Annotated in this window: 8 protein-coding genes and 1 pseudogene; all 9 read right to left on the reverse strand. The window is 47.8% G+C overall.

Going from position 1 to position 13,578, the window contains the following annotated elements:
* Window positions 1-611 (reverse strand): annotated as a pseudogene (locus QZ169_RS10345) (accessory Sec system glycosyltransferase GtfA); the annotation flags it as partial.
* Window positions 612-623: 12 nt separating this feature from the next.
* On the reverse strand, window positions 624-3,005 hold the full coding sequence (gene secA2 / locus QZ169_RS10350) for an accessory Sec system translocase SecA2 (protein ID WP_295506851.1): 2,382 nt from the start codon (window positions 3,003-3,005) through the stop codon (window positions 624-626).
* A complete protein-coding gene (gene asp3 / locus QZ169_RS10355) occupies window positions 2,998-3,477 on the reverse strand; it encodes an accessory Sec system protein Asp3 (protein ID WP_295506854.1) in 480 nt (159 codons plus the stop codon). Before asp3 ends, secA2 begins: the two co-directional genes overlap by 8 nt.
* On the reverse strand, window positions 3,474-5,003 hold the full coding sequence (gene asp2 / locus QZ169_RS10360; RefSeq protein WP_295506856.1) for an accessory Sec system protein Asp2: 1,530 nt from the start codon (window positions 5,001-5,003) through the stop codon (window positions 3,474-3,476). Before asp2 ends, asp3 begins: the two co-directional genes overlap by 4 nt.
* Entirely contained in the window at window positions 4,993-6,573 is a 1,581-nt protein-coding gene (gene asp1 / locus QZ169_RS10365; RefSeq protein WP_268686378.1) for an accessory Sec system protein Asp1, read from the reverse strand. Before asp1 ends, asp2 begins: the two co-directional genes overlap by 11 nt.
* Before the next feature lie 8 nt (window positions 6,574-6,581).
* Window positions 6,582-7,805 carry an accessory Sec system protein translocase subunit SecY2 gene (gene secY2, locus QZ169_RS10370; protein WP_268686377.1) on the reverse strand — a complete coding sequence of 408 codons (1,224 nt, stop codon included), beginning with the start codon at window positions 7,803-7,805 and terminating at the stop codon, window positions 6,582-6,584.
* A gap of 32 nt (window positions 7,806-7,837) precedes the next feature.
* Entirely contained in the window at window positions 7,838-8,842 is a 1,005-nt protein-coding gene (locus QZ169_RS10375) for a sugar transferase (protein WP_101771199.1), read from the reverse strand.
* A 16-nt stretch (window positions 8,843-8,858) separates the two neighbouring features.
* Window positions 8,859-12,083 (reverse strand): SP_1767 family glycosyltransferase, encoded by a 3,225-nt coding sequence (locus QZ169_RS10380; RefSeq protein ID WP_295506861.1) that lies wholly within the window; start codon window positions 12,081-12,083, stop codon window positions 8,859-8,861.
* Window positions 12,084-12,427: 344 nt separating this feature from the next.
* Window positions 12,428-13,578: LPXTG cell wall anchor domain-containing protein (locus tag QZ169_RS10385; protein WP_295506862.1), on the reverse strand; the 1,151-nt coding region annotated here is incomplete at its 5' end.

Genomic DNA, 13,578 nt, shown 5'->3' on the forward strand with positions numbered 1-13,578 from the left:
AAATAACGAACCAGCTCAGCCTTGGAATAGAAAATCCGATCTGGAAAGCGATAGAGCTCTTCCTGACCATCCTCTATCAGCATGTCATAGGCCACGCTGCCGTCTTTATGGTAGAAACGGCGCTGGTAGAGGGTGGCGGCGTCATTGTGAGGCGCGAAGTATTCACTGGCATAGCGGACATAGGAGAAATAATCCTTACGAATCAATCTCCCCCGCGAGACATACTCTACATGCTCCACAAAGTCCTGGTCTTCCTGCCGCAGGTAGCAAGTGATAAACTGATCATCCTGCGTATAGAAATAGCGGACAATCTTGCCCTCCTTCTCAGAGCGCTCCGGCTGACCTGCGACTTGAGCCAGCACCTGGTCCAGCGTCACCGTCGTCGGTGCAATTTTGATATCAGTAAAATAGTTATAAAGCCAGATAACTTCCTCATCCAGAAAACCAATATTTTCCGTCAAATGCTGGATGTTATCCGCTAAAATCATATCCATAAAGATAAACTTAGCCGGCTGCTGGATCCTGCGCAGTAGCTGGGCCCGATAAGCTTGGGCGTATTCTACACCGCTGCTGGCCCAGCCGATGCCTAAGTTGATGTTATATACTGTCATATTCTCCTCGTCTTACGGGAAGTACATAATGACTTCTCCTTTAGGGTTGAGTGCCAATTCACTCATCAAAAGATTCTTGACAATCTGCTGTTTCATGCGCTCCTTCATATATTCAAAGCCATCGTAAGCCTCTTGGTAGTATTCTACCAGAGGATTTTTCATAGAGAAATGCTGGCCGCTCAAGGCTGTCTTGAGCTGTTGCAGATAGTCTACCTGCTCGACCCAGTTCTCATCAATAGCCTTGAGAACGGACACCCGCTGAAAATGGGTAAAGAGATTGTCAGACTTGAGATAAGCTTTCTTTGCCTGCAATTCCTGCTCGGCAATATCCTGCAAGAGCTCTGCAATTTTCTCCGGCGAATAAATATCGAAATCATAAGGAATACGCTCAGCATGATAGCTGAAATGGTCTAAAATAAAGCGATAGAGGTCTGCCCGCGTCTCATAGGACCGCTCATAAGCGGCCTGATGAATGACCTGACTGAGGACACGGCTGATTTCTTCGTCAATCCGCTCCTCAGCTTGAATCAAGCGATTGCGCTCAGCATAGGTAATCTCCCGCTGAATCTTCATACACTGAGCATATTCTAGCGTCATTCGACGGGATATCTTGGCGCTGCTTTCGCTAGCTCTCTGAGCCTTAACCACCAAGTGTCTGAAACGACGCTGTCCCAGCTGGACTGGATGCTGCTGAACTTCCTCGGTTGAGTAGTCCTTGTAGAACTTCTTAAGCCAGTCTGGCCCCCACTTCCTGAGCAGGTCATCCTCTAGCGAGATGAAGAACTTACTAATCCCCGGATCACCCTGGCGACCTGAACGGCCACGAATCTGTAGGTCAATCCGCTGGTTCTCCATCCGCTCAGTACCAATCACCACAAGACCGCCCAAATCTGCGACACCTGATCCCAGCTTTATATCCGTCCCGCGGCCGGCCATGGATGTAGCCACTGTCACTGCACCTTTCTGCCCAGACTCAGCGATGATCTGCGCCTCACGGGCCGCATTGTTAGCATTGAGCAAGTTGTGGGCGATGCCTTCTCTCAGCAGTAGGGAAGAGTAAATCTCTGACATCTCCACTGAGCCGGTAAAAATCAAAAGCGGATTGCCTTGAGCATGGTAGTGCTTGACCTCGTCCAGTGAAGCAAAAACTTTTTCTGGCAGGGTCTGGTAAAGCTGATCTGGCAAGTCTTGGCGTATGACTGGCCGGTTAGTCGGGATCTTGATGACGGCCATGGAGTATGTTTCCATAAACTCGCTCTCCACGACCTTGCCGGTCCCAGTCATACCAGAGATTTTCCGGAAGAGGCGGAAGAGGTTCTGATAGGTGATGGAAGCCATGGCCCGTGTTTCCTCTGTCAGCGTGACATGTTCCTTGGCCTCAATGGCTTGGTGCTGGCCTCCCTGAAGCCGAGTCATTTCCAGCAGACGGCCGGTTGAGCGGTCCAGAAGCAGGACTTCTGCTTCTTTGTCGCCCTGCCGGACTACATAGTCCTTATCTTTCTTGTAAAGCTTGTGAGCCCGCAAAGCCAGATTTAGATGGCGAACCAACTCTTGATTTTCCTTGGAATAGAGATGCTCCAAGTCCAGAAAAGACTCTGCCGCCAGAATACCTTTCGAGGTCAGCCAGACTTCATTCTTCTCGTCATCGTAGTGGTAGTCCTCTTCTTCTTTCAAAGTCGTAATGAAGGTATCCATGATACCATAGAAGTTTGACTGAACCCGAGGAGCACCAGAGATAACCAAAGGCACCTGAGCACTGTCCAAGAGAATGGAGTCAATCTCGTCTATGATGACATAGTTGAAAGAACTAAGATATTGGCTATCCTTATTCTCTGCTAGATTTTCAATCAGATAGTCAAAGCCCAAGGCACTATTGGTCGTATAGACAATATCCGCCTGGTAAATCAGCCGCTTCTGCTTGGGCGTCAAATTTTTAGTCTCATCTGCTACCACCGCAGCCTCAATAGTCAGCCCCAGAAAACGATAGACCTGCCCCATTTCCTGAGCATCCCGCAGAGCCAGATAGGTATTGGTGGTCACCAACATAGCTCCTTGTCCAGACAGGGCATTGAGATAGAGCGGCATGGTAGCCGTCAGAGTCTTGCCCTCTCCTGTAGCCATCTCAGCGACATTGCCCTCATGGAGAACAATCGCCCCCATGACCTGAACATCGTAGGGAAACATGCCCAGTACCCGCTTGTCTGCTTCCCGCACCACAGCATAAGCCTCCGGCAGCAAGCCGTCTAAGGTCTCTCCTGCGGCTAATTTCTCCTTAAATTCCTGAGTTTTCTTCCGCAGCTCAGCGTCTGACAAACCAGCCATTTCTGACTCAAAGCTCTTGACTTTTGCTAAGATTTTCTTTAAGTGCTGCATGTGAAAATGATTTTTAATCATCAGACTCCTCTATGATTTGGTCAATGTTTAGGCAATGAAACTCTAAGGACTCAACTCCTGCACTCAGCAGCTGAACCTTATAGCTATAGGCTTCGTTGGGGTAGGTAAAGATCATACTCTCCGAGCGCTCCACTTGATTGCTGATTTCTTTATCATAGCGGTCAAAGAAGATGATTTTCAGAAAGACGCTAGCTTCAGGATAAGTGGTCATATCTCTAGACAGGCCGTAGCGAGCTCCCTTTTTGAGCAAGGGGAGAGCAGGTACCTGCCGGTCTCGCTGATAGTTCCATTTGGAAGACCATTCATGGATGGTCTGGCCAGAAGCCATTAGTTTATTTTCAAAAAATACATGTGAAGGGGAATGAATAATAAGGGTAGTGCCGTAGAGATAGGTAAAGTCAGTCATTTTACCAGCTGCCGAAACCCCTCTCAGCTCTCCCCAGTAAATGCCCTTTCTTTTTTGAATTTTCATTTCTTTCTCCCAAATTCCTTTTCCAATATCATTCGATAGTAATTCATGAACCAAGACACAGACACAGCTAAGTCGTCATTATGGCGTCCAGGGACACCTCTGCTAATCAGTTTGGCCTCAGTCAGATGAAGAGCCGCTACTAGGTCCTCATAGGCCGTCGGATCATAGTCTTCTTCCTTCATGTAGGCGATACCAAAGGTCGTCCGGCTGAAATCAGCCTTCTCAAACTTACGCCAGTAGCGGCGATTCAGCTCCTCTACATGCTCCTTGTCTTTGCCACCGGTGTGACGGTGAAGGACATCTAGAGCCGTCGGAAAGACCTCGGGCAGGCGTAAGCGACCACGTTGGGCAATAGTGCCTAGATTTCCCAAGGGCTTGGACAAAACGATAGCCCGCGGACGAAACTCCGATCCGTAATAAACCGCACCGTAGGTCCCCATTGACATCCCCGACAGGATTAGGTCCCGCTCGGTAAAGCCCAGAAAGTCCAAATGCTCTTGGATAATCTTATGAATACTGCTCTCCAGCTCCTGACTGCCCAGATAGAACATACCTCCATCCACGCGCGGATCAGAAAACAAGAGAAAAGGACAGCCCAGACTCCGCATCATTCCGAAGCCCTCGAAGCCTTCCGCCCGACGGTAACCAGAAAAATAAACAGCCAAGGGCGGCTTCAAATCTCCCGGATAAAAGAAGTAATTAATCTCCTGACGGTGGCTGTCGCGGAGAATCTTTCCACCCAGGACATACTTGCCAAACTCATAGCGAGTTAAGCGCTGATGCAGAGCCCCGACCTGAATCCGCCCCTCGCCTCTAGCCTCCAGACTGACACCCAGATAGGAAGTAAAGTCATTGTCCAGAACCATGGATTCCCGCATGTCCTCTTCTGTGAAAATAGTCTCGCGAGCAATATCTGCAGTCGAGCCTTCCTGGATATTATAGAGGCGCAGCCGCAGCTCACAGCTGCCGGACTTTTCATATTCAAGCCAGAGTTCAACTGGATTGAACTTATTGGCAATAATATTGTATTTCCAAGACAGGATTGGCTGAAAGTCCTGACCAAAGTCACCTTCCAGCTCCAGATTTTCATAGCCATTGTAGCAAATCTTGCCCCGAAATCCGGGACTGACCACCATATCAAGCGGGGTCATCTTATCGCCATACTGGCCGGAAAAGAGAGCCTTGGACAGCTTGCGGAGCAGGTCAGCTCGATCGCTCATATCCGTTGGCTGAGCACAGTGACGCTTAAGGAAGTACTCAATATCCGCTTCCTGGGTTTCCTGTTCCTGATCATAGAAAACTGTATAAGGAATAATCTTGGACTCAATCATAAACAAATCTGGAATCCGACGCAGGTCGTCCACCAGAATCGCATCAAACTTGACAATCTTATCCATTTCCATGACCTTTTTGATGGCTAGATTGGAGTTAGGAAAGAAATAATACCAGGCCATATTGTCTGGAATGGCAAGCTCCTTGCTCCAGTCGCTTGATCCAATCTGTAAGATTTTCAGCTTATTTTGCATTCTCAGCCTCCTTGAGCCACTGCTCCCACCGGCCAATCAGCTCCAGACCAGTATTATGATGGATTTTTTCAATGGAATAAATCAGGGCCTGGTTCCAATTTTTCAAACCTTCCAAGTAATAGTCTGCAGCAGTCGGCAGATCAGAGATAGAGTCCAAGATGTAGCCATTTTGCAGATGGGTCACATAGTCTGAGCCCACCAGATTGATCTGCGGAATCCCAGCAGAAATCCCAGCAATCTGTGTATAGAGATTGGGCTGCTCACTCAGGTCAATGATTAACCGTGTATCATCCAGCTCCTGAATCAAGCTGAGCTCGTCCGTGATATTCTTAATGGTGAAACGGAGATCCTGCTCCTGATTTTCCAGCAGGGCATTCTCAGCCTGCTCACTGCGGCGGTAGTTCTTGACAAATTCATAGCGATTCAGATACTCATCAATAACCTCCTGCACCTTGGTCTCCACCTTTTGGATTCCTTCCTGCCAAGCATTGTAAACACCGATAGTCAGCTCCGTATCCGGATGCTTGGCCACATAGTGGAGAACCTTGAAAACGGCATAGTCATTAAGCCCCTCTTCCAGATTAATCTGATAAAAAATCTTGGATTCGCGGCGGCGTTGGCTCTTGCCCAGCTGCAGACGGGTATCAAAAGGCGACAGGTAATGCACCTTCTGAGCCTGCCCAGGCAGGTAACGCTGAATAACCTTCTTGAAGTCCATACGATCAGTCAAGACTAAATCCGCCTGCTGTAAATCTGCTCCTAAAACTGGCCAATCCACTGTATGATTGCGCTCGTGGAAAAAGCTGAGAATGATTTGAACATTCTTGGGCAATAAGCGCAAAATGGCTTGAGTGTATAAGGGATGCGCTGCTAGGACAAACCGGCTGTCCTCTCCTGCATTGCGCTCGATATAGTGGCCCAATTTCTCCAAGATCAAGTCCGGCATCCGCTCATACTCCAGCTTATCAAAGTCCAGTAAGTAAGCAGGATTGACCTCTATCCGACTGTCGTCAGGCTTGAGATGCTCACGAATCCGCCAGTCACCATCCGGCTGCAGGTAGTCCTGATAAAGGGGCTGACCATCTTCATAATAGGTGATACTGGAGACAAAGCCCCGGTCATCAAAGATATAAAACTTGTCCAGCTGGTCATCCTTGAAAAACTTGATGAAGCTGATAAAGCCTTCTACTCCAAACTCGACATGGGCATAGAGCTGTCCCTGCCTGCGGACCATGATTAGAAAGGGCGTATAGACAAACTCACAGTCTGGTTCCCAGTCCAGATCCTTGATTTGCAGTACTTGCATTTCTTTAGACTGGATTCCCTGAATCTCATCAAAGACCGAGTAATAGTCCGTCTCAAAAATATCCTGCCGATGCAAGAGGTAACGGGCATGCGGCATATAGGCTGGCAAAAGCAGCTGGACTGGCAAATTTTCACTTTGAAAAATCCGAATCTGATGAATCGAGTCATCAAACTCCAGTCGCTGCATGGAGCGGTACCAAGGGACAATATCCCGGTGCCAAACCCGATCCCCACTGCCACTCCATGAAGGAATAAAGTAATACATAGTTTCTCCTACAACAATGAACGATAACGGTCATTAAGCGTCAAGGCATCCACCTCGTCCTTAATAGAAAAGACCATCCCGATAAAAATCATAAAAATCCCCGGAATCATACTGAGCCGCAGATAGCGAATGTCCAGAAGCACCACCAACATAGGCAGGCCAGAAATCAGGATAAGATAGAAAGCCCCCACTAGTGCAAAATAAGTCACCAAACCATTGATATAGCGACGGGTTGCTCCTCCCGGATAAACATTTTCAATATACTCTCCACTCTTTTGCATCCGCTCAGCAATCTGGTCGCCACTGATATTGATAAAGGCGAAGGCCAGTGCCAGAATGAAAATAGTCAACAGATAGAGAATAAACCAAGCTGGACTTCCCATAGACAGCGCTTCTATCCACTGCTCAATCAGCTGATTGTTCGGCTGAAGAAAGTGGATAATCAAAAGGAAATACTGGGGAATGCTGACCAAGGTCATAGCGTACATAATCGGCATCCCACCAGCAGGATTAAGACGGATATCCAGATAAGAGTATTTCTTAAATCGATTATGGATATTGATCTTATTGACTGGAATTCGGTACTTGGAGCGCTCGACTGTCACAGCCAGATAGAGAAAGACAAGGCTGAAAACCAGCAGAAAGGCCAGCCAAAGTGAAGAAATATTCAGCTCCTTAATGGAGTTCCAAATATCCTGCGGAATGTAGGCAATCATGCTGGCCATGACAATCATGATGGAGCCACCCAATCCCATGGCAGCATTCAAATCCGTCAGCCAGATGAGAAAGTAAGTCCCAGCCATCAAGACCAAGGTATCTAAGACGATAATCGTAATCATATCCACCCCACCTGCTTCTTGCAGTGGCAGGTTTAGGACCAGTGCCACAGACTGTATCAAGGCAATGACCAAAGTCAGCAGCATCCGCCGCCTTTCCTGCACTTCCAGAGGGAGCTTACTCAAGCCTAGGCGCTTGGACACAGCAAACATCTGCCAGATCAGCATAGAGGACATCCAAGGAGACAGGCCGACAGAAAAGAGCGACATACTGCGTAGATTTCCCCCCATCAGGGCTGTCGCATAGTTCAAGGTCGTAGAGGTTCCGTCCATGGCAGCTGCCTTACTCATATCGATGAAAGGCAGGGTCAGCTTGGTTCCCAAGACATAGATAAATAAGAAAAATAAGGTCCACAGAAACTTCTTGATAATGACCGGTTTAAAAAATGACTTCACACTGACTCCTCATGACGATGGCTGGAAAGGCTCTAAGATAAGACTTCCATCACCGCATCTACTAAGACTTTCTTGCTAAAATAACCTTCCTTGAGCAGGAAAGAGAACTTTCTAACCCGCTCGACCATAGCCTGATATTCCTCTGCAGTCAGATTTTCAACGATCCGACTGGCCTCTTCCAGACTGTCTACTACAAAGCCCAGACCGCGCTCGCGAATCAGCTCTGCATTGGACAGGTAAGAAGGGACGATGACCGGAATCCCAGCTGCCAGATAGGTGGCAGACTTATGAGAGATATTGAGACCGTAGTATTCCGGCTCGTCTGCTGGATTTTCCTCAACACCCCAGACCAGCCCCAGACCGCCCTTGGACAGCTCCAAGAGCAACTCTGGCCGGCTGACCCAGCCGCGATAGCTGACATTGGCCTCTGGATTTAACTCTTCCTCAGGCGAAAAAATCTCCAGCGGCGTAGCATAAGACCAATTAATCAGATGTGGAAAACGCTCCACACTTCCGGCAAAATACAGCTTAGGTGCAAACTGAGGCTGGTGCAGGGGCAAATCATAGGGATGATCCCACATGCGTTGGACCAAAATCTTGTCCACCGTCAGCCCCTCTGCCACTAGCTTATCCCGCATCTGCTCAGAAGGCACGATGACCGCATCTGACTGATTGTACATATCGATATACTCCGGCATCAGATAGTAGTTTGACGGGAACATCAGCGGCGGTACATCATGGATAAAGGTAATCAACTTGGCCTGCAAAATCTTGAGCTTGCTGATAAAGGCCTGGTCAAACTCCCGACCGTTCCAAGTCGGCGATTGATAGATAACCACATCGCCATAGCCCACACTAGCCATGATACCGTCCAGACGACGACTGAGCTCCGACTGGCTATCGCTGTAAATATCGTAAAAATAAAAACTCAGTTCATTGAAGCCCAGCTGCTTGGCTAGCTTGGTCACATCATTCTGGGCAATCAAAGCCGTACTCTGGCCAGACATACCGTATAGATTGGTAATATTAACTTTCATATTCTTTTTCTAATCTTCATTCCTGAGCCAGATTGGCAACAATCTGACTGTCATAAGCCTGGTCATCCCTAAACTCAATATCCTGATCAAAGTTGTGCTCAGCCGTATGCTTGTGCGACAGCTTGACCTTGTGGCTAGCTCCCATCTGGAACCATTCATACTCTGAGTCAATATGCCCAATATCCAGCGCTCGATAACCTTCCTGAACCAGATCATAGACCAAGACCTTGGCCGTCGGACCCAGCATGGTCAAAATCAGACGATTATCCGCATGCTCTCGAACAGCCTGCTTAATCGCCTCCAGCTTGCTGTAAGCATTGCGCGAAGGACAGATAATCCGCTTGATGGATTTAGCCCCATCAAAGAGGTCATTGCCCACACCAGAGCGAGAAGTCAAGCCCTCTACGATCAAGAGGTCCTTGTCCTTCCATAGCTGCTTGAGCTTTGCAAAATAGCCCGCAGACGGCGTCTTATCTTCCAAGTCAATATAAGGACGGGAAATAAAGGTCGATCCATACCAAGGTGCTCGGCAAATATTTTTATATTTCTCAAGAAAATGTGGCAAATGATTTAGACTCCAGAAATTCTGGGCATCGATGGAATAGCGCTCTAGCCCTGTAAAGACATCGGGCAGACAGATCATCAAATGCTCATCGCTTTCCATAGACATAATCTCTCTCAAGCGCGCTGACAGTTCTGGATCAAAGTCCTGATAGACGATACTACGCCCCGCAACCAAATCCATCTCCCCATCTCCAAAACGAACCACGGAAGCACCTTTCTCCAAGAGATAATCCAGCGACTGGTCGATAGAGAGCACAGAAATCTGCCGCTCCTCAGGCTCGGCTAAGCCCAGCTTCTCAATAGCCTGCACCATGACTTCAGGGTTATCAGCTGGAAAGACTTCCTGCCCCTGCTGGCCATGGACTGTACTATCAAAGGCAAAGACCGGCTTGCCAGCAGACTTAAAGCGGGCAATAATATCCCCGACCTCATCACCAGCATTGATATCCAGCAGCAGCTGAGACTTGGCTTCCAGCGACTCCAAGAGAGCCGGAATGCCCGCTATATCTGAACTGACGCTGACATTAGGATACTGGAGCAGACGCGTGATTGGCTCTGCTACCACTACCGGTGCAGCGATGTAGAAATGACAGACAGGCAGGGCTTGAATCAGATAGTTGATATGCATCAGGTCACAAGAGTAGGTGTAGACCAGGCAGGACAGGCTTGAGCCATCTTCACCTTCCACCATCTTTTGAGTCAGGGCTCCGACTGGCTCCTGCATATCCGACCAATCCAGTCCCTGATAGAACCACCAGACCTCACGATAGATGGACTGGGTATACTCTTTCCAAGGCTTGCGCTCGGTCAGATAGTGAATCACCGGCGGATAGAGACCTTTTTCTGGCTCATAGTCCGAAAAGGTCGTGTGCAGCGTAATACAGTTATAAGCAAAAGGCAGCTCCATCCAGCGGTTTTCAAAGAGCATATTGAGAATGCTTTGGTCATCCTGACTGACTTTATCATGTAAGTTATCAGTCATCTCAATCAATTGACCCGCAATATCGTTTTCTCTCCAGTAGTTCACATTAATTAGTAAAACACCTGAATTAAAAATCTGCTCGCCAAAGTATACTTCTCCACCCAGATCTCTTACCGCTCCAAGCGGATAGGAACCTAAATCGACTGCAAAAATTTCCGATAAATCACGTGTTACTACAATATCGCAGTCCAAATAAAGAGCTTTATCTTCCTCTACAAAAGTAGCCGTAAAATATCTCAAAAAAACTGAATAATGGATATTTGTCTTGTATTGACTAATATGACTGCCATCCACCCGAGCATTGACAATCTGGCAGTTCAGCTTGGCCAGCTTTTTCCGCATGCTGACAAACCACTCTGTCGGAAAGTCACTATTGATGACATAAAACTTGATAAAGCGATTGTGGCAGACGATGGACTTAATGGTGGTTAAGACCTGCTCACTATAGGCAGCATTAGCCGCCAGCACCACAGCCCGAAAGGCTTGCGGCTTCTCTTTTTTCATCAGACTGCGCAGCTTTCTCACCATCTCCTGAGGGTGCTCATGGGGATAGACCAGTTCTTCCTTTTCATTTTTCTTAGTATTGTCAAAAGCCAGAACTGGCTTGTCAAGTGCCTTGAAACGGCTGCTCAGTTCATAGTACTCGTTCCCATGGTGAATATCCAAATAGACCTGGCACTTATCAATGAGCTCATCCAGCACTGCATGGATAACCTGTGGATAGAGATGGATATTTTCATAGCGATCCAAAGAACGCAGATAATCTCCCATATCTGTGTAACAGGCTATATAAAAATGAACGCTAGGCAAGGACTGGGCTAAAAACTCAATCTGCTCTAACTCTTGCACATCTGTCAGGAGCATGCAGTTCAGAGCGGCCTGCTCCCAACGGTCCGGCAGCTCAAACTCTCCCCGATGATGGGCTGAAATCTCCGCCAAGCTCAAGGCCTGAAAGTCCCACCAAAGCTGACGGTAGCGATAGCTAACTTCCGAGTTCCAAGGCTTGCGAAAGGTCGTATAGTGGATAATCAGAGGTTCCTGATCCAGCTCAAAATGGCCATTCCAGCCACTGTAAAAGGCCACCAAGTCATGGCCTACCTGAAGATTGTAAATCTTATCCAAGGGCAGCCAGTCCTGAGCCAGCACATGATTTAAAACCGTCTGATCGCCGTTAAAATCCTCCATCTGGCCAGACTGAACCAAGCCCATGATGCGGTCCGTTTCCTTGATAAAGATCTCCTGCAGCTGCCTTTCTTTCCAAGCTCGATTATCAATTAGCAGAACGCCAGAGTTAAAGCCATAACCGCCGGCATCTCCAACCGCTGCCACAAGCTTACCTTCCAGAGGAATATCAAATAAAGGTTGCAAATCTCTATTGACCACCAGATCACTGTCCAGATAAAGGACGCGCTCCTCTGCCACAAACTGCGGAATGAAATAGCGAGCATATGCTGCTGAGCTGATATGGTCCTGAGTCAGCCACTCTGGACTGATAGTCACTTGCTCCAAGCAGATATTGACCAACTCACTATCCAGCTGCTCAGCCAGCTCATTAAAATCACGAAACCATTCGTCGCTTAATCCCTGATTGAAAACATAGATTTTTACATTTTTATTGTAATATAAAATCGACTTAATTGCAGTCGAAACTTGCTCCTGATAGGCCTGATCACCAACCAAAACAATCGTTTTCATTTTTTCCCTTACTCTTTCATTTCATAAACTCTAAAACATCATTTCTATACTTGATATTATATAAAATATTGTCCAAAAAATCTATATTCTCAAGGACTTTCCTGCAGAATAAAGAACACTTTTTTCTACTAAATTGTCAAAAAAACAGGAAGTTGTCAAAACTTCCTGTTTCTATTGCCTCTCGGTTTCTTTTACTAATTCCTAATCTAGGATTTTAGGAAGCAAGCACCAGAAATTATCAAGTTATTTCCTTTACAACTTGCTCTGCCCATCACTTCCACAGCTCACTAACTTAGTGAACTTTTGACGGACTACAAAGATAAACTGATTGGCTCTATTTACTGCTACTCCTCAGAGTCGCTTTTCTTTTTACGTCTCTTGAAGGCCAAGCCCAATGCTCCTAAGCCTAAAGCCAGGATGGAAGCCTTGCTCTCCGTTTCCCCTGTCTGTGGCAGACGACCTCTGGAAATCAGATCCAGCTCAGACTGTCTTGCTGAAGCGGACAGACTTTCAGATGTGCTCTGACTAGCGGATAGGCTCGTAGACAGGCTTTCCGATACAGACTGACTGACACGAGCAAGCTCGCTGAGACTGACTGCTGCTGACAGTGACTCGCTAGTAGAAAGGCTGAGTGAGTAGAATTCCTTCTCATGAACCAGATCCAGCTGACTATGCAAGACTGATGTGCTGGTGCTTACTGAGGTAGACTCACTGATTGACTGAGAATCACTAATCGAAGCACTTTCTGAACCAGACAGACTAGCCGAAGTGCTGGCAGATTCTGAGGCACTTACTGAAGCAGATATACTTGCCAACGCTAAAGCAGATGCACTTACTGAAGTGGATTCGCTCGTTGAAGCGGATGCACTGGTTGATGCGGATGTACTTGCTGATACTGATGCACTGGTTGATGCGGACATACTTGCGGATACTGAAGCGCTCGTGGAGGCAGACTTGCTTGCGCTCACTGACGCACTTGTAGACGCGGACGTACTTGCACTCACTGATGCACTTGTCGATGCAGACGTGCTGGCTGATACAGATGCACTCGTTGAGGCGGACGTGCTGGCGCTCACTGACGCACTTGTAGACGCGGACGTACTTGCACTCACTGATGCACTTGTCGATGCAGACGTGCTGGCTGATACAGATGCACTCGTTGAGGCGGACGTGCTGGCGCTCACTGAAGCACTGGTCGATGCAGATGTGCTTGCTGATACAGATGCACTCGTTGAGGCGGACGTACTTGCGCTTACGGACGCACTCGTGGAAGCAGACATACTTGCTGATACGGACGCACTCGTGGAAGCGGATGTACTTGCTGATACTGATGCACTGATTGACGCTGATTCACTCGCTTTCGCAGATGAACTAGTTGAAGCTGACGTGCTTGCACTTACGGATGCGCTCGTTGAAGCAGACGTACTTGCGCTCACTGACGCACTCGTTGAGGCGGACGTACTTGCAGATACCGATGCACTCGTGGATGCAGATG

The organism is uncultured Streptococcus sp. (genome assembly GCF_905372115.1).
GTDB lineage: Bacteria > Bacillota > Bacilli > Lactobacillales > Streptococcaceae > Streptococcus.